The sequence below is a fragment of the Streptomyces sp. NPDC088910 genome (assembly GCF_044749865.1).
Classification (GTDB): domain Bacteria; phylum Actinomycetota; class Actinomycetes; order Streptomycetales; family Streptomycetaceae; genus Actinacidiphila.
In genome coordinates this window covers 1-17,963 of the sequence record NZ_JBIVIV010000018.1, presented here as the reverse complement: position 1 = coordinate 17,963, position 17,963 = coordinate 1, and the positions used below count along the sequence as shown (strand labels likewise).

General features: G+C 73.0%; 13 protein-coding genes. 8 read left to right on the top strand and 5 right to left on the bottom strand.

Annotation, left to right across the window (positions count from 1 at the left end):
* Window positions 1-27 precede the first annotated feature (27 nt).
* Genes ACIP4Z_RS32295 through ACIP4Z_RS32275 form a run of 5 tightly spaced genes read left to right on the top strand, consistent with a single transcriptional unit; the run spans window position 28 to window position 4,970 of the window.
* Window positions 28-936, top strand: coding sequence for an NUDIX domain-containing protein (locus ACIP4Z_RS32295; RefSeq protein WP_401313902.1), 909 nt, complete (start codon window positions 28-30; stop codon window positions 934-936).
* Window positions 933-2,051, top strand: coding sequence for a molecular chaperone DnaJ (locus tag ACIP4Z_RS32290; RefSeq protein WP_401313900.1), 1,119 nt, complete (start codon window positions 933-935; stop codon window positions 2,049-2,051). Before ACIP4Z_RS32295 ends, ACIP4Z_RS32290 begins: the two co-directional genes overlap by 4 nt.
* Window positions 2,052-2,091: 40 nt before the next feature.
* Window positions 2,092-3,102, top strand: coding sequence for a hypothetical protein (locus ACIP4Z_RS32285; protein ID WP_401313898.1), 1,011 nt, complete (start codon window positions 2,092-2,094; stop codon window positions 3,100-3,102).
* Window positions 3,102-4,436: an adenylosuccinate synthetase gene (locus ACIP4Z_RS32280; RefSeq protein ID WP_401313896.1), complete on the top strand. Its 1,335-nt coding sequence runs from the start codon at window positions 3,102-3,104 to the stop codon at window positions 4,434-4,436. The genes ACIP4Z_RS32285 and ACIP4Z_RS32280 overlap by 1 nt, the downstream gene beginning before the upstream one ends.
* Window positions 4,437-4,445: 9 nt before the next feature.
* Window positions 4,446-4,970 carry an NUDIX domain-containing protein gene (locus tag ACIP4Z_RS32275; RefSeq protein ID WP_401313894.1) on the top strand — a complete coding sequence of 175 codons (525 nt, stop codon included), beginning with the start codon at window positions 4,446-4,448 and terminating at the stop codon, window positions 4,968-4,970.
* A gap of 11 nt (window positions 4,971-4,981) precedes the next feature.
* On the opposite strand, the gene ACIP4Z_RS32270 is transcribed toward ACIP4Z_RS32275, so the two are convergent.
* Entirely contained in the window at window positions 4,982-7,342 is a 2,361-nt protein-coding gene (locus ACIP4Z_RS32270; RefSeq protein WP_401313893.1) for a glycoside hydrolase family 31 protein, read from the bottom strand.
* Between the two features lie 433 nt (window positions 7,343-7,775).
* Between ACIP4Z_RS32270 and ACIP4Z_RS32265 the strand changes: the two genes are divergently transcribed.
* Window positions 7,776-9,794, top strand: a complete 2,019-nt coding sequence (locus ACIP4Z_RS32265) for an acetoacetate--CoA ligase (RefSeq protein WP_401313891.1) — start codon at window positions 7,776-7,778, stop codon at window positions 9,792-9,794.
* 40 nt (window positions 9,795-9,834) lie between these two features.
* On the opposite strand, the gene ACIP4Z_RS32260 is transcribed toward ACIP4Z_RS32265, so the two are convergent.
* Both ACIP4Z_RS32260 and ACIP4Z_RS32255 read right to left on the bottom strand, forming a co-directional pair.
* Entirely contained in the window at window positions 9,835-11,430 is a 1,596-nt protein-coding gene (locus ACIP4Z_RS32260) for a cellulose binding domain-containing protein (protein ID WP_401313889.1), read from the bottom strand.
* A 118-nt stretch (window positions 11,431-11,548) separates the two neighbouring features.
* Complete coding sequence (locus ACIP4Z_RS32255) at window positions 11,549-12,877, bottom strand: aminotransferase class I/II-fold pyridoxal phosphate-dependent enzyme (protein WP_401313887.1); 1,329 nt, start codon at window positions 12,875-12,877, stop codon at window positions 11,549-11,551.
* A 94-nt stretch (window positions 12,878-12,971) separates the two neighbouring features.
* Here ACIP4Z_RS32255 and ACIP4Z_RS32250 point away from each other — a divergent pair, with 94 nt between their 5' ends.
* Both ACIP4Z_RS32250 and ACIP4Z_RS32245 read left to right on the top strand, forming a co-directional pair.
* Window positions 12,972-14,279, top strand: coding sequence for an MFS transporter (locus ACIP4Z_RS32250; protein WP_401313886.1), 1,308 nt, complete (start codon window positions 12,972-12,974; stop codon window positions 14,277-14,279).
* A gap of 38 nt (window positions 14,280-14,317) precedes the next feature.
* Complete coding sequence (locus tag ACIP4Z_RS32245) at window positions 14,318-15,301, top strand: hypothetical protein (RefSeq protein ID WP_401313884.1); 984 nt, start codon at window positions 14,318-14,320, stop codon at window positions 15,299-15,301.
* 133 nt (window positions 15,302-15,434) lie between these two features.
* Here the strand turns inward: ACIP4Z_RS32245 and ptsP are convergent, their stop codons facing one another.
* Together ptsP and ACIP4Z_RS32235 are read right to left on the bottom strand one after the other, a co-directional pair.
* Entirely contained in the window at window positions 15,435-17,105 is a 1,671-nt protein-coding gene (gene ptsP / locus ACIP4Z_RS32240; RefSeq protein ID WP_355344101.1) for a phosphoenolpyruvate--protein phosphotransferase, read from the bottom strand.
* A 90-nt stretch (window positions 17,106-17,195) separates the two neighbouring features.
* A complete protein-coding gene (locus ACIP4Z_RS32235) occupies window positions 17,196-17,645 on the bottom strand; it encodes a PTS glucose transporter subunit IIA (protein ID WP_355344104.1) in 450 nt (149 codons plus the stop codon).
* Between the last annotated feature and the right edge of the window lie 318 nt (window positions 17,646-17,963).

The window sequence follows — 17,963 nt, the reverse complement described above, 5'->3', positions numbered from 1 at the left end:
TGGGTTCGGCGCGAGACGGGGGCGATCATGACGGACGCGGCGAACACGTCGGAGACGGCGGGGGAGTCGGCGGCGCGGCGGGAGCGGGACTTCCTCGACTCCTACGATCCGCGCGCCTTCGACCCGATCGCCGTGACCGTCGACATCGTCGCGCTGACCCTGCGCGCCGACCGGCTGCACGTACTGGCCGTCGAGCGGGGCGGACCGCCGTTCGCGGGGGAGCGGGCACTGCCGGGCGGATTCGTCCGCGCGGGACGCGAGTCCCTGGACGAGGCGGCGGCGCGGGAGTTGGCCGAGGAGACCGGCCTGGACGCCACGGCGCTCGGCCGGGTCCACCTCGAACAGCTCGGCTCCTACGGCGTCCCCGACCGCGACCCGCGCATGCACGTGGTCTCGATCGCGTACCTCGCCTTCGCGCCGGGACTGCCCGATGCCACGCCGGGAAGCGACGCCGCGGGCGCCGCCTGGATCCCCGTCGAAGCAATCCTCCCGAAAGGGCAACCGGACACGGCGCCGCCGCGTCCCTTCGAGCAGGGTCGGCGGACCGGAATCTACGGGGGTGGTACCGGCCGCCGGCCCGCTTCTCACGGGAGCGCTCCCCGGCTCGCCTTCGACCACGACCGCATCCTCGCGGACGGTCTGGAACGCGCCCGCGGAAAGATCGAGTACACCCCGCTGGCCACGGCTTTCCTCGGCGAGACCTTCACCATCAGCGAATTGCGCGCGGTCTACGAGACGGTGTGGGGCGCGCCGCTGCACGCGGGCAACTTCCACCGCAAAGTGCTCTCCGTGCCGGGCTTCGTGGAGTCCACCGGCGAGACCGACAGCCGCCCCGGCAGCAAGGGCGGTCCGCGCGCCCGTCTCTACCGGGCAGGCGATGCCCGGTTGCTGCACCCGGCGCTGCTCCGCCCCGACCGGGAGGACGACGTCCGATGACCGCCACCACGAATCCGCTCGATGACCCGGCCGGTGACCGGACCAACGGCCCGACGCGTGGCGCGAGTCGCGGACCCCTCGGCGACACCGGCAACGACCCGTCGGGCGCACACATACGCACCTTCGAGGACGCCCTCGCCGCCCTCGACGCCGACTTCCCGGCCGACGCCCACGACGCGGTCCGCCACTACCGGCGGCTCGCCCGGCTGCTGCACCCCGACGCCGCACCGCCCGGCCGCACCGCGGAGGCCGCCGCGGCCTTCGCCCGGCTGTCCGCCCGCCACCACCACACCGACGAAAGGGCCACCGCTCCCACCGTCACCACCGCGGACCGCCGCTACGTCCTCGGCCCGGTCCTGGCCACCGGCGACCTCGCCGTCCTGCGGACCGCCCACTACGACGAGAACGGCGACCGGCGCGAGGCCGTACTGAAGATCCCGCAACGGCCCCGCGACAACGACCTGTTGGAGCACGAGGCCGACGTGCTGCGCCGCCTCGACACCGTCGGCGAACGGCGGCACCGCGCGTACGCCCCGCAACTGATCGAGAGCTTCAGGCACCGCGACACCGACGGCGTCGAGCGGCACGTCAACGCGCTCGTACCGCTCACCGGCTTCCACACGCTCGCCGAGGTCGCCGCCGCCCACCCCGGCGGCCTCGACCCGCGCGACGCGGCCTGGATGTGGCGCCGCCTGCTGACCGCGCTCGGCTGGGCCCACCGCGCCCGGCTGGTGCACGGCGCCGTCTTCCCCGAACACGTCCTCATCCACCCCGAGTTGCACGGCCTGGTCCTGGTCGACTGGTGCTACGCGACCGCCTTCGACACCCATGTGCCGGTCCTCGTCGACCGGCACAGGGACGCCTATCCGCCCGAGGTCCCGGAGCGCCGACCGGCCTCCCCGGCCACCGACATCCACCTCGCCGCGCTCTGCGTGCGGCAGCTCATGGGCGACCGGGCACCGGCGCCGATGCGCGCCTTCCTGCGCGCGTGCGTACTGCCCTCGCAGAACGCACGCCCGCAGGACGCCTGGCAGCTCCTCGGCGAGCTGGACGACCTGCTGGAACGGCTCTACGGGCCGCGCACCTTCCGCCCGTTCGCCATGCCGCACATCTGACAACCGCGACACCACCACCACGACACAAGGGGGAACCACCATGGGCAGCGGAAGCTGGTCCACCAATGTCTACGACGCCGCCGCGCGCTACCGCGCCGCGTCCGGCTCCGGCGCCTTCGCCTACAGCGACCACGTCACCGGCTCGTCCCCGCGCAGCAGTTGGGCGGCCCACCCGTCACTCGACCCCAAGAACATCACCCTGCGGGAGAGCCGCGACTCCGCGGAACACCCCACCTCGCTCGCCATCGCCGTGCTCTTCGACGTCACCGGCTCGATGCGCACCGTGCCGCAGGTGCTCCAGACCAAGCTCCCCGAACTGTTCGGCCTGCTGCTGCGCAAGGGCTACACCGAGCACCCGCAGGTGATGTTCGGCGCGGTCGGCGACGCCACCTGCGACCGGGTGCCCCTCCAGATCGGGCAGTTCGAGTCCGACAACCGGATGGACGACGACCTCGGCAACATCCTCCTGGAGGGCGGGGGCGGCGGCCAGATGAGCGAGTCGTACGAACTCGCGCTCTACACCATGGCCCGGCACACCGCGCTGGACTGCCACGAGAAGCGCGGGCGGCGCGGCTACCTGTTCCTGATCGGCGACGAGATGCCGTACGGCAAGGTCAAGGCGCGCGAGGTGTGGGACGTCCTCGGCGAGCGCATCCCGCAGGACATCCCGATCACCGACATCGTCGCCGAACTCCAGCGCACCTACCACGTCCACTACATCCTCCCGGCGGGCTCCTCCTACGTCGGCAACACCGAAGTGCTCGGCATCTGGCGGAAGTTGCTCGGCCAGAACGTCATCGAGCTGGACGACCTCGACGCGGTCTGCGAGACCATCGCGCTGACCGTGGGCCTCGGCGAGGAGGCGATCGACCTCGCCGCGGGCCTGGCCGACCTGGCCGACGTCGGCTCGGCGGCGGGCGACAGCGTCAGCAAGGCGCTCGCCGGACTCGACCGGGGCAGGGACGGCGCGGCCCGCGGCAGCGCCCTCGCCGTCTCCGACGCGCCCCTCACCGACGGCGACGCGGGTCCCGCCACCACCACGAGGCTGTAGTGCACACCATCGTCGTCGACCTCGGATTCGGGGACGCGGGCAAGGGCGCCGCCGTGGACCGGCTCTGCCAGGACGGTACGGTCCAGGCGGTCGTCCGGTTCAACGGCGGCGCCCAGGCCGCGCACAACGTCGTCACCGCAGACGGCCGCCACCACACCTTCGCGCAGTTCGGCTCCGGCACGCTGCGCGGGGTCCGCACCCACCTGTCGCGGTTCATGACCGTCGACCCGCTCGCGCTGGCCGCCGAGGCCGACCACCTGCGCACGGTCGGCGTCCCCGACCCGTACGCCCTGCTGTCCGTCGACCGCGCGGCGCCGATCGCCACCCCGTACCACGCCGCCGCCAACCGGCTGCGGGAGCAGGCGCGCGGCGCCGAGCGGCACGGCTCCTGCGGGATGGGCGTGGGCGAGGCCGCCGCGTACGCGCTCGCCCACCCCGGTGACGCGCCGACCGTCGGCGACTGCGCGTCACGCCCCCGGCTGCTGCGCCAACTGCGCCTGCTGCGCGACCGGTTGGCGGACGAGTTGGGCCCGCTTCCCGCGCCGCCGGTCGAGGACTGCGCGGAAGTCCTCGCCGCCTTCGCCCGTACGGTCACCCTGACCGACGGGGCCGCGCTGCACGACCTCCTGCGGCGGGGCCCGGTGGTCTTCGAGGGCGCCCAGGGCGTCCTGCTGGACGAATGGCACGGCTTCCACCCGTACACCACCTGGTCCACCACCACCTTCGCCAACGCCGAGACGCTGCTGGCCGAGGCGGGTACACCGGGCGAGGCACGGCGGCTGGGCGTCGTGCGCACCTACACCACCCGGCACGGGCCGGGCCCGCTCGTCACCGAGGACCCGGAGCTGACACCGCTGCTGCCCGAGCCGCACAACGGCCACGGCCGCTGGCAAGGCGCCTTCCGCACCGGCCACTTCGACGCCGTCGCGCACGCGTACGCCGTGGAGGTCTGCGGGGGAGTGGACGCCCTCGCCGTCACCCACCTCGACGCGCCCACCCGCGCCCGCGGCCTGCGCATCTGCCGCGCCTACGGCATCGACGGCACCCTCGTCGAACGCCTCCCGCCGGGTCCGCCCGGCGACCTGGCCCGCCAGGCCGCCCTCACCGCGCGCCTCCAGCGCGCCCGCCCGGCCCTGTGGGACACGCCCGGACGCGACCCGCGCCGCTGGTCGGACGCGATCGGCGCGGCCCTGGGCGCCCCCGTCCTGCTGGAGTCCTCGTCCCCGATCCGCCAGGTCCTGCGCAAGCCGCCCCGTGGCCCCGAAGCCGGCCCGACCCGCAAGGCCGCCTCTGAAGCGGCCCGGCACCCCACCCGCACGACCGCTCTCCGATAAGGTCCCGCCGTGGCCAAGGACTCTCACTGCTCGTCATGCGGCGCGCCCTTCGGCGCCGACCCCGGATGGCCGCGCACCTGCGGGAACTGCGGGGCCGTCAGCTACCGCAACCCGCTGCCCGTCGCCGTCGTCCTGCTCCCGGTACGGCACACCGACGGCACGGGGCTCGTCGTGATCCGCCGGACGATCGAGCCGCGCCTGGGCCGACTCGCCCTGCCCGGCGGCTTCATCGACTTCGGCGAGAGCTGGGAACAGGCCGTCGTCCGGGAGCTGTCGGAGGAGACCGGCATCCTTGCCTCGGCGGCGGACGTCACCCTCGCCGACGCGCTCACCGACGAGGACGGCGGATATCTGCTGTTGTTCGGCCTGCTGCCGGAGCGCGACGCGGCCGAACTGCCGCCGTCCGTACCGACCGACGAGACCGACGGGCACCAGATCCTGCCGCGCCCGGCCGAGTTGGGCTTCCCCCTGCACACCCTGGCCGCCCGCCGCTGGTTCGACGGCGCTTACGACACGCCGCCGCACACCCGGTAACCGGTCGGACCCTACGACGCCGTGCCGCGCACCCGCACCCGGTAGCCGACCGGCTCCCCGGCGTCCGCGCCGTCCCGCTCCACCACGACCTCCCCGTCCGCCCACCGAGAGGTGAACCGTTCCATCCGCGCCGTGCCCCAGCCCTCCGGGTCGCCGCTGAAGACGACACCGCTCCCGGTACGGCCGAGTCGCGGTGCCCACACCTCCAGTTCGACCTCGCCGTCCGCCCCGGCCACCGGCACGATCGCACCCGCCCGAGCCAGTACCGGAATCCGGCCCAGCGGCGCGTCGAGCAGCACCTGACCGGGCCCGCGGTGCGCGGTACCGGTCGCGGTGTCGTACCACAGGCCGCGCGGCAGCCGTATCGCCCGCGTCAGCGAACCCGGTTCGAGCACCGGAGCCACCAACAGCGCGTCGCCCAGCAGGAAAGCGTCACCGCACTCGCGCAACGCCCGGTCACCCGGCGCGTTCCACCACAGCGGGCGGACGTACGGGGCGCCGGTGCGGTGCGCGACGTGCGCCAGCGACTCCAGATACGGCAGCAGCCGCACCCGCTCGGTCAGCGCGGCCCGCGCGTGCTCCAGCACCTCGGGGCCGAACTCCCACGGCTCGCGCCGCCCGGCGTCGATCGCCGAATGGGTGCGGAAGAACGGCAGATACGCGGCGAGTTGGAACCAGCGCAGATACAGCTCCGGTGACGGTGAACCGGTGAAGCCGCCCACGTCGGGGCCCGAGTACGGCACCCCGCACAGGCCGAGCCCGAGGACCAGCGACAGGGACGCGCGCAGCCCGGGCCAACCGGTCGCCACATCGCCCGACCAGGTGCCGCCGTACCGCTGCATGCCCGCCCAGCCGGAACGCGAGAAGAGGAACGGCCGCTGCTCGGGGCGCAGTTCGCGCAGCCCTTCGTAGCCCGCGCGGGCCATCGTCAGGCCGTACACATTGTGCGCCTCGCGGTGGTCGCCGCCTCGGCCCTCCAAAGAGTGCCGCGCCGAGCGCGGCAGGGTGTTCTCGCCGAAGGACACGAAGGACACCGGCTCGTTCATGTCGTGCCAGACCCCGGAGAAGCCCTGATCGAGGCGCTCGGCGTACAACCGGCCCCACCACGCCCGCACCTGGGGGTCGGTGAAGTCGGGGAAGGCCGCATCGCCCGGCCAGACCACGCCGTTGACCTCCCGGCCCCGCGCGTCCCGCACGAACGCGCCTTCCTCGGTGCCGCTGTCGTAGACCGCCACGCCGGGCTCCGCCTTCACCGCCGGGTCCACGATCGACACCGTCCGGATCCCGGACTCGGCCAACTCCGCGGCCAGACCGGGCAGATCGGGAAACCGGCCCTTGTCGACGGTGAAGACCTGGTGGCCGTCGAAGTGGTCGATGTCCAGATGCAGCACCGACAGGGGCAGTTCGCGCTCGCGGTAGCCCGCCACGACCCGCCGCACCTCCCGCTCGCTGCCGAAGCCCCAGCGCGAGTGGTGGTGGCCCAGCGCCCAGCTCGGCGGCAGCGCGGGCCTGCCGGTCAGCGCCGTCCAGCCGTTGAGCACCCGTGACGGTGTACCGGTGATCACCCAGTAGCGCAGCGGCCCGCCGTCCATCCGCAGCTCGCAGCCGCCCGGCCGGTCGTGGCCCGAGCCCGCACCCTCCTCACCGTCCCGCAGCGTCACCCTGCCGTCCCACGTGTTGTCGTGGAAGACCAGGTGGCAGCCCGCGTCGGCGACCACGAGCTGCACCGGCATGGTGATGTACAGCGGGTCGTCGCCCGGCTCGAAGGAGCCGTCGGGGTCGGTGTTCCACAACCGGTAGCCGCCCGCGGGCAGCCGCGGTCCCACGGCCCGGCCGCCGAGCCCGTACACCCGCGCGTCGGCCGGGGTCTCCGAGCGCTGCACCCAGCGCGCGCCCACCCCCGGCTCACCGCCGGTCGGCTCCCACCAGCGCGGCGGCAGCTCCCTGCGCAGCAGCACGCCGCCGGGCGTGCGGATCTCCACCGCGCCGTGCCGCGACACCAGGACGGTGACGCGCTCGGACACCACCCGCCAGCCGTCCTTGTCCGGTTCGAGGATCGCCCGCAGATCCGCCTCGGGCCGCCCGCCGGCCAGCGCGTACGACGGGTCGGGATCCGCGCCGTCCCAGCCGCAGAAGACAGCGCCGCCGATCGCCACCCGTATCCGCAGCACCGAGCGCGCGAACCGCACCCGGCCGCCGCCGGGCAGCGGCTCCACCTCCTGCGCGGCGCCCGGCACCCGGGCGCGCTCGGCGCCGCGCCGCGGCAGATCCCGCGCGTCCGTGCGCTGCCGCCGCCAGGCCGAGCGTGTGGCACGCCGGCCCTCGGCGGAACCCGCCGTCCGCACCGACCGCAGCAGGTCCCGAGCGTCCATGCCCCCACCCTTCCATCGAAACCGCCGGTCGCGCCGCTCGTTCAGCCACCGTTCACCTGGAGGGGGCGGTGCGCGACCCGCGCCGGTCGCCGACGCCGCCGACCCGGACCGCACCCCGTGCGCCCGTGCCCTCCAACGGCGGGGCCGGGCCCGCGCGGGCCCGGTGAGTGATCTTCCCAGGGATCTTGGCGGGAACCCCGGCGGGAGCCGGAAACAGAGCCACCCCGTCGCCGCCCCGCCGCCCGGACCACCCCCTCGGAACCCCTCGTCAGAGCCCCCGCCGACCCCCGCCGCGCGACCCGTGGGCCACCCCGCCCTGGCGCCGAAGACGATCACATGGCATCGTCCTGCCCAGGCCCGGGGCGGGACATTCCGCCCGCAGGGGACCAGCCGCAGATACGCGACGACGCGTACCGTCCGGGGAGCCGCCCATATGAGGACCACGCCCGAGCCCGCCGACAGCCCGGAGCCCCTGTGGACGCCGGGACCCGAGCGGATCGCCCGCGCGCAGGTGACCCGGTTCCAGGACTGGACGGCCGAGCGGTACGGCGCCCCGGCCGCCGTGCCCGGCGACCCCGCCGCGAGCTACCACGCGCTGCACGCCTGGTCGGTCCGCGACCCCGACGCCTTCTGGCGCGCGATCACCGAGTGGTACGACGTCCGCTTCAGCACCCCGTACGAGACGGTGCTCGCCGACGCCTCGATGCCCGGCGCCCGCTGGTTCCCCGGCGGGACCCTCAACTACGCGGAGCACGCGCTGCGCCCGGCCCTCGACCCGGCCCGCGCGGACACCCCCGCCCTGCTGCACCTGGACGAGAGCCACGAGACCGGCACGGTGAGCTGGGCCGAACTCAGCCGCCAGGTCGCCTCGCTCGCCGCGGCCCTGCGCCGCCTCGGCGTCACCCCCGGCGACCGCGTCAGCGGCTACCTGCCCAACATCCCGCAGGCCGTCGTCGCGCTGCTCGCCACCGCGGCCGTCGGCGGCGTATGGACCTCCTGCGCCCCGGACTTCGGCGCCCGCAGCGTCCTCGACCGCTTCCAACAGGTCGAGCCCGTCGTGCTGTTCACCGTGGACGGCTACCGCTACGGCGGCAAGCGGCACGAACGGACCGACGTCGTCACCGAACTGCGCGCAGGGCTGCCCTCGTTGCGCGCCACCGTGCACATCCCGCTGCTCGGCACGCCCGCCCCCGAAGGCGCCCTGGACTGGGCGGACCTGACCGCCGACGACACCGCGCCCGCGTACGAGGCCGTGCCCTTCGACCACCCGCTGTGGGTGCTCTACTCCTCCGGCACCACGGGACTGCCCAAGGCCATCGTGCAGTCCCAGGGCGGCATCCTGCTCGAACACCTCAAGCAGACCGGCCTCCACCTTGACCTCGGCCCGGACGACCGCTTCTTCTGGTACACCTCCACCGGCTGGATGATGTGGAATTTCCTGGTCTCCGGGCTCCTGGCCGGTTCCACCGTCGTGCTCTACGACGGCAGCCCCGGCTACCCCGACGTCGCCGCCCAGTGGCGGGTGGCGGAACAGACCGGCACCACCGTCTTCGGCACCTCCGCCGCGTATGTGATCGCCTGCCGCAAGGCGGACATCCACCCCGGCCGTGACGTCGACCTGTCGGCCGTCAAGTGCGTGGCCACCACCGGCTCGCCGCTGCCGCCCGACGGCTTCCGCTGGCTGCACGACGAGGTCAAGGAAGACCTGTGGATCGCGTCGGTCAGCGGCGGCACCGATGTGTGCAGTTGCTTCGCGGGCGGTGTCCCCACCCTCCCCGTGCACATCGGTGAGCTCCAAGCGCCGTGCCTGGGGACCGACTTGCAGGCGTGGGACGCGCAGGGCCGCCCGGTCGTCGACGAGGTCGGCGAGCTGGTCGTCACCAACCCCATGCCGTCCATGCCCATCAGGTTCTGGAACGACCCGGACGGCGCCCGCTACCGCGAGAGCTACTTCGAGATGTTCCCCGGCGTGTGGCGGCACGGCGACTGGATCACCCTCACCTCGCGCGGCACGGTCGTCATCCACGGCCGCTCCGACTCCACCCTCAACCGCCAGGGCGTCCGCATGGGTTCCTCCGACATCTACGAGGTCGTCGAACGCCTGCCGGAGATCCGCGAGTCGCTGGTCATCGGGATCGAACAGCCCGACGGCGGCTACTGGATGCCGCTGTTCGTGCAGCTCGCCGACGGCGCGGAACTGAACGACGCGCTGCGCGACCGGATCCGCACCGCGATCCGCGCCCAGCTCTCGCCGCGCCACGTACCCGACGAGGTCATCGCCGTCCCCGGCGTCCCCCACACCCTCACCGGCAAGCGCATCGAGGTCCCCGTCAAACGGCTCCTCCAGGGCACCGCGCTCGACAAGGCAGTCAACCCGGGCTCGGTGGACGACCTCGGGGTGCTGCGCTTCTACGAGCGGCTCGCCGCCGAACGCGCGAAGGGCCGCTCGTAGAAGGTCACTTCAGGTGCCGACGGTCACGTCCGCGCCGCCGTCATCCGGTGTACGCCGCGAAGATCTTCGAGAACTCGTACGGCGTCTGCGAGATGTTGGTGCACTTGTAGGTGGCGCCGGTGCACGCGTTTGCGTCCCGGCCCTCCTCCCAGAACGAGAGCATGCCCAGGTGCTTGCTCTGCGCGAAGGCGACGAGCTGACGGGCGTCGGCCTGGTCGTAGACGTGTCCGTCGTCGTTCTGGCCGAGCATCGGCGTCACGCCGACCATCGCCCAGAGCTGCGCGTCGGACTTGGTCGGATAGAGGGGCTTGAGCTGTCCGAACAGGCTGTTGGCGGCCTGGACCGCCGCGTCGCCGTAGTCGACGCTCTGGTAGTAGTCCATGGCCATCACATTGACCATGTCCAGGTTGACGCCCGCGTTCTTCGCGGAGGTGACCACGTTCAGCCCGTTCGCGTCGAGACCGTTGGGCAGCACGGGCAGGGTCAGCGAGATCCGCAGATTCGGGTGGGACTGCTGGAGCAGCGCCAACGCCTGTGAGCGCAGGGCGATCGACGCGGGTTCCGCGACCGCCGAGCCCTCGATGTCGAAGTCGACGTAGGACAGGTTGTACGCGTCGACCACGGCGCCGTACTCGGTGGCCAGCGCACTGGCCGAACCGCACGCCTGGGCCAGCTCGATGCCGCTCGCGCCGCCGAAGGAGACCTTCACGTCCCCGCCGGCCGCCCTGATGGCGTCGATCTGGTCCTTCGCCCACGCCTGGCGCGGGTCATAGGCGTTGAACCACGACGCCTTGCAGCCCGCCGAGGTCACGAAGGCGAGCGTGAAGCTCTTCACGCCGCTCGCCTGGGACATCGCCGTGAGACTCGGCGTCGGCCAGGCGCCCATGTCCACGTACGGCGCGGTACGGATCACGCCGGGGCTCGGATTCCCGCCGCCACCGGTCGCGCTCGTGGCGCCGCTGACGGCCGCGCTGTACGCCGAGTAGTTGCCCGCCGCGTCCTTGGCGCGGACCTGGAAGGAGTACGCGGTGGACGCCGCGAGACCCGTCGCGGTGTACGAGGTGCCGGTCACGGCGACCGGCGTGCCGCCGTTGCGTGAGACCTCGTAACCGGCCACGGAACCGGAGTTGTCGGTCGAGGCGTTCCACTTCACCGTCAGCGAGGAGCTGGTCGGCGAGCCCACGGTGACGCCGCCGGGCACGGTCGGAGGCGTGGTGTCGGAACCGCCGCCACCGCCGCCCGCGTCGCAAGAAGCCCCGTTGAGCTTGCAGTTGGCGGGGGTGGCGGTTCCCGAACCCACCCAGCCGAAGACGGCCGAGGCGCCCGGCGCGAGCGTCCCGTTGTAGTCGCGGTTGGTGAACGTGTAGTGCGTGCCGCCGGACGTGGCGGACTGGGTCAGCAGCGCGTCCCAGTAGCTGCCGACGCTGCTGCCGGAGGCCAGGTCGAACTCGACCTTCCAGGAACTGATCGCGGAACCGCTGCCGTTGGTGATCGTGTACTGCGCCTGGTAACCGCTGCCCCAGTCCGAGGTCTTGGCGAAGGCCGCGCCGACGCCGCCGGCCGCCGAGGCGGGAGGAACGAGGAACAGGACGAGCGTGCCGAAGAGCGCGAGGAGGAGTGTGAGGGATCTTCGCATGCCGGACTCCCATTTGGTCTGTACCAATGCCGCCCAGGATCTGGATACTTGACCGGCGCCGCCCCCGTCAATAGCGCCGCTGGCACCTCACTGACCACCCCCGTCACGGTGCGGTGCCTCAACCCCCGTACGTGCTCGCGGAGTCGGCGAGCACGCGACCGAAGTCGGCGGCCAGCACGGCCGCTTCCGGCACCCGCAGGTCCGCGACGGTGATCCGTACGCCCGGACCCGCACCGATCCGGAACCGCGACCCGCCCGCCACCCACCAGCCCTGCGATCGCAGGCCGTTGACGACCGCGGCCTCGTCGCGCACCGGCACCCACACATTCAGACCGCTCACCGCGGCCCCGGTGATCCCGTGCTCCGCGAGCGCCGCGATCAGCGCCTCGCGGCGCTCGGTGTACGCCGTCCCCGCCGCGGCGACCAGTTCCGCCGTCGCCGGATCGGTCATCAGCCGGACCACCGTCTCCTGGAGCACATGGCTGACCCAGCCCGACGTCAGCAGCATCCGGCCGTCGTGCCGGGCGAGCGTGACCGGGTCGCAGGCCATCGCCGTCCACCGCAGATCGGTGCCCAGATGCTTGGAGACCGTACGGATCTGCGCCCATCGCCCCGGACCCCGCGCCCCCGCCGTGGTGAGCGAGTGCAGCGGACCGCCCGCCGTGTCCGCGCTGTGGTCGTCCTCGACGACCAGCACCTCGGGCGACCCCGCCAGCACCGCGAGCAACTCCTCGCGGCGCGCCTCCGACACCCGTGACCCGTACGGATTCTGCGCGCGCGGACACAGCACCACCGCCCGCGCGCCGGCCCGCAGCGCCGACCGCAGCGCTTCCGGCCGCATCCCCTCGTCGTCCACCGCCACCGCGGCCGTCCGCAGCCCCAACGCCGGTACGAGATCGAGCAGATGGTGGAAGCCGGGGTCCTCGACGGCCACCGCGTCGCCGGGCCGCAGCTCCACCGACAGCAGCCGCGCGACGCAGTCCAGCGCGCCGTGCGCGAAGGTGACCTGCCCGTCGGGCACCCCGTCCCGGCGGAACCACGCCCGCGCCAGCTCCTCCAACTGCGGCAGCCGGGGCGAGGCGCGGTGCGAACGTGCGCCGGGCGACAGCCGTCCCGGCGGCACCAGATCCGGCAGGAAGGCCGGGTCCGGATGGCCGCCCGCCAGATCCCGCAGCCCCTCTGGCACCCGGGGCGGACGCCGCGAGGCCACCGAGGGCGCCGACGCGACCACCGTCCCGCCGCGCCCGCGCGTCACCACGATCCCGCGCCGCCGCAGCTCCTTGTACGCCGCCGCCACCGTCCCCGGACTGACGCCGAGTCCGTCCGCCAGCGTCCGCACCGGCGGCAGCGCGTCCCCCGGGCGCAACCGCCCTTCGGTCACCGCCCGTTCGGCCGACGCGGCAATCTCCCTGGCCGTCGCACCGCTGATCGCATATTGTGTTGCCACATACATGAGTATGTACCAATACAAAGCCGTACGGCAAGCGAGTACGTGGCGGACGAGCGGCGAACGAACCCGGTGACGAGGGGGAGCGGACACGATGCGGATACCGCCGATACCAGGAGGCCCGGACGGGCGGCGGATGCTCTGGATCAACCTCATCGACAAGACCGGCTCGGGACTCTGGGTCGCCGTCACCGCCCTCTACTTCGTCCTCATCGGCGGACTCAGCACCGGCCAGGCCGGACTGCTGCTCGGCCTCGGCGGCGCCGCCGGCATCGCGGGCGCGCCCGTCGCGGGCCGCCTGGCCGACCGTGTGCCGCTCACCCGCGTGCTGTTCGCCGTCCAACTCCTGCGCGGCGCCTCCAGCCTGCTGCTCCTGCTCGCCCACGGCTTCTGGCAACTGCTGCCCCTGGTCGCCCTCGGCAGCTTCGGCGAACGCTCCGCCTCCGTCCTCACCAAACTCTTCGCCGCCCGCGTCGCGGGACCCGACCGCGCCCGCTACCAGGCCGTACAGCGCACCGTCGTCAACGTCGGCTACACCGTCGGCGGCCTCGGCGCCTCCGCCGCCCTGGCCATCGGCACCAGCGCGGTCTACCGCGGCCTGCTCCTCGGCGACGCCCTGTCCTTCGTCCTCGTCGCCGCCTTGGTCGCCCGCTGCGCCGAACCCCCCTCGGCCAGCAGAACGGTCGCCGCCCACACCGCCCCGACCGCCACCACGGCCACAACCTCCCTCCCGCACCGCGAAGTCGGCGCCCGGTCGAACCCCTGGCGGGACCGCGGATACCTCCTCTACGCCGCCCTCGACTCGGCGATGTTCCTGTACGGCTGCGCGCTCAGCGTCGGCATGCCGCTGTGGATCATCACCCGCACCGACGCCCCGCACGGCCTCGCAGCCGCCATCTTCGTCGTCAACACCGTCATCGTGGTCGCCTTCCAGGTCCGGCTCTCCCGGCACGGCAGGACCCCACGCGTCGCCGCCGACTCCCTGCGCCGGGTCGCCGTATGGTTCCTGCTCTCCGGAGCCGCCACGGCCGTCGCCGTCGTCCACACGCGATGGGCCGCGACCGCCGCGATCCTCGCCGCCGCCATCGCCTTCACCGTCGTCGAGATGATCCAGTCCGCCATCTCCTGGGAACTGTCCGTCGCCCTCGCACCCGACGACGCACAGGGCAGCTACGTCGGCGTGCACGGCCTCGCCCAGTCCACCTCACGCTGCGTCGGCCCGCTGCTCATGACCTCCGTCGTCATCGCCACAGGACCGACCGGCTGGATCGCGCTCGGCGCCGTACTCGCCGCCGCCGCGCTCCTGCAACGCCGCCTGGTCCTGCGCCGCCTCGACCGACCGCACCCGACCGCCGCAGAACCGCCGTTGTCAGTGCCCCCGATTACGGTGAGTGAGCACTAGGGGTCATCGGGACCCCGGTGCCACACCGAGGGGGAAGCATGTCCAGCACCAAGAACCGCACCACCCACCGCAAGAACCGCCACGCCCGCGCCGACCAGGCGCAACGCCCGCGCAGGCACCGCGCGGCCCACCGCAGGGCGCTGCGCCGCGAAGCCCCCACCGTCGTCGCCCTGCTCCTGGACGACGAGGACTTCGCGGCCCTGACCGACCACCGCAGCTTCGCCTTCGACAACTACGCACAGTATCTGCACGCCGTCGACGCCTTCCTCCGCCACCTGCACGCCCAGGGCCACCACATCGCCGTCACACTCTTCGACCCCGACGCCTACGCCGACTACTGCACCACCACCCGCCAGCCCCCGGACAGCGCCACCACCCGCACCCACTACACCGCGGAAGCGACCGCCGCGGGCCCCTCCATCGCCTACACCCGCCAGTCCCTCACCCTGCTGCGCGCCCAACTCGCCCACGAAGCCGACCGCCGCGCCACCTGGGAGAGCGCCACCGACGCCCTCACCCGGGCCGGCACCTGCCCCGACTGCGGACAGGACCTCGCCCACTGCGCCTTCGACCGCGCCTCCGACACCCTGCTGCGCCTCATCGAGACCGTCGGCCCCGGCACCCACCACGTCGTGTGCAGCCTCCCCGCCGACGACGGCCCACTGCTCGCCGCCGTCCACGTACACGCCGACACCGACGACACGATCGAACTCGCGGAGAACGACGCCCTCGTGCTCTGCACCGTCATGGCCGCCAGCACCGCCACCGGCCGGACCGGAGGCGTCGTCCTGCGCACCACCCACGACGACGAACGGCCCGACACCGTACGCGGCTGGTCCCTGCGCGACGGCCACCTCCACCCGCTCACCGAAGCGGAGGTCTTCAACGCCTACTGCACCGACGCCGCCACCGGCGACCCCGTACCGCCCGAGCACGGCGTCGTCTACCGCGCGGGACTCCCCCTGCCGCCACCGCCCGTCGACCACATCGGCCCGACGGGTCCCTTCGGACCCCTCACATGAGGGAGAGGCCGCAGTACGGGACCGGCTGGCGCGGAACACCGGGCCGATGACAAAACGGCGGAGGGCGCCCCACCCCGCACGGGTGGAACGCCCTCCGCCAACCGGCCCGACCGCCGTCGTAGCCGGCGTCGGCTCACTCGCCGGACAGCACGCCCTGCGCCGCCCGCCGCGCATCATCGGCGCTGTCGGTCGCCCGAGCCGCGGCAGCCGCACGCTCGCACTGCGCCAGCGTGTACTTCGCCAACGTCGCCCGCACATAAGGAATCGACGCCGCACCCATCGAAAGGCTGGTGACACCCAGACCCGTCAGCACACACGCGAGCAACGGATCCGCCGCCGCCTCACCGCACACACCACAGCTCTTGCCCTCGGCCCGAGCCGCGTCCGCGGACGCCGCCACCAGGTCGAGCAGCGCGGGCTGCCACGGGTCCTGAAGCCGCGACACCGCACCGACCTGCCGGTCCGCCGCGAAGGTGTACTGCGCCAGGTCATTGGTGCCGAGCGACAGGAACTCGACCTCCTGGAGAATCGACCGCGCCCGCAGCGCCGCCGACGGAATCTCCACCATCGCGCCGAACTTCGCCCGCAGCCCCGCCGCACGGCACGCGTCCGCGAACGCCTTCGCGTCCTGACGGTCCGCCACCATCGGCGCCATGACCTCCAGGTACACCGGAAGCCCCTCCGACGCCTTCGCCAGCGCGGTGAGCTGCGTCCGCAGCACCTCCGGGTGGTCGAGCAGCGACCGCAGCCCCCGCACACCCAGCGCCGGGTTGGGCTCGTCCGCGGGCGTCAGGAACTCCAGCGGCTTGTCGGCGCCCGCGTCCAGCACGCGCACCACCACCCGGCCCTCGGGGAACGCCTCGAGCACCTGGCGGTACGCCTGAACCTGCTTGTCCTCCGTCGGCGCCTTCGAGGAGTCGTCCAGGAACAGGAACTCCGTACGGAACAGACCCACGCCCTCCGCCCCCGCCGCCACCGCCGCGGGCACATCGGCCGGCCCGCCGACATTCGCCAGCAACGGCACCTTGTGCCCGTCCGACGTCGCACCAGGACCCGACGACGCCGACAGCGCCGCCTTCCGGGCCGCCGCCGCCTCGGACAGCGCGGTCCGCTTCTCCTGGTCCGGCTCGACGAACACCTCACCGGTGCTGCCGTCGACCGCGATCAGCGTCCCCTCGGCCAGCTCACCCGCACCAGGCAGCGCCACCACGGCCGGCACCCCGAGCGCCCGCGCCAGAATCGCGCTGTGACTGGTCGGCCCGCCCTCCTCGGTGACGAAACCGAGCACCAACGCAGGGTCGAGCAGCGCCGTGTCCGCAGGCGCCAGATCACGCGCGATCAGCACATACGGCTCGTCGCTGTCCGGCACACCTGGCATCGGCACACCCAGCAGCCGCGCGACGATCCGGTTCCGCACGTCGTCCAGATCCGCGACCCGACCGGCCAGATACTCACCAGCGCCCGCCAACAGCGCCCGGTAGGAGGCGAAAGCGTCGTACACCGCGCGCTCGGCCGTACTCCCCACCGCGATCCGGCGCTCGGCGTCGGCCAGCAGCTCCGGGTCCTGCGCCATCAGCGCCTGCGCCTCAAGCACCGCCTGCGCCTCGCCGCCCGCGAGATGACCACGCGCGGTCAGATCGGCGGCCACCGCCTCGACAGCCTGCCGCGCCCGACCCTGCTCGCGCGGAGCGTCGTCCGCCGGGATCTGCTTGGCGGGCGGCTCCAGAACAGCGGTGCCCATGTGCCGTACCTCGCCGATCGCCACACCGTGGCTGACACCGACGCCTCGCAGCGTTGTCTCCATCTCACCCGTCTCCGGTCGATGCGGCGGGTCGATGACGCCGCCGCTTAGGTTGCGTGCCCCCGCTGGCCTGACGCCTGGCGGAGCGCGGGACTACTTCCAGGTGAAGAGAGTGCCGCCCGCTTCGATCTCGCCGCTCTCCGCGACCTCGCCGAGCGCTTCCACCGTGGCCTCGAGCGCGACCACGGGGCACACCGGCGACTTCCCGGCCTCCTCGACGGCCGCCGGATTCCACCGGACGACCTCCTGGCCGCGGCTGACGGTGTCGCCCTTGGACACCAGCAACTCGAATCCCTCGCCATTGAGCTGAACGGTGTCGATGCCGAGGTGCGTCAGCACTCCGTGCCCTTCGTCGTCCACGACGACGAACGCGTGCGGGTGCAGAGAAACAACGACTCCGTCCACCGGGGACACCGCCACTGTCGACTCGCGCACGGGGTCGATGGCCGTACCCGGTCCCACCATGGCGCCGGAGAACACGGGGTCGGGCACTGCCGCGAGCCCGATGGCCCGTCCGGCCAGCGGAGAAGAAACGGTCGTCATGGGAAGCCTCCTATATGCGGAGCTCAAGACGCCGTCACTGCCTGTCACCGGACGGCGAGGCCGCGAGAGCAGCCTAAGTCATGTCAAGTATGGATTCCGCCCGAGCGGAAGCGACCACATGATGACCCTTCCCGATCGGAAGTCTGTCATCCGGCCACCCTCAGCCACCGTGACTGTCACCGCGACCGGAACGGCCGCGGTCGATTTGCTCCGGGCGGGGGAGTCCAGTACGTTGGCACAACCGCCTCGACGAGACCCGCGGAAACGTGTGTGCTCGGAACGGGGTTGGTAATTCCGACCGAATAGCTTCTGCTAAAG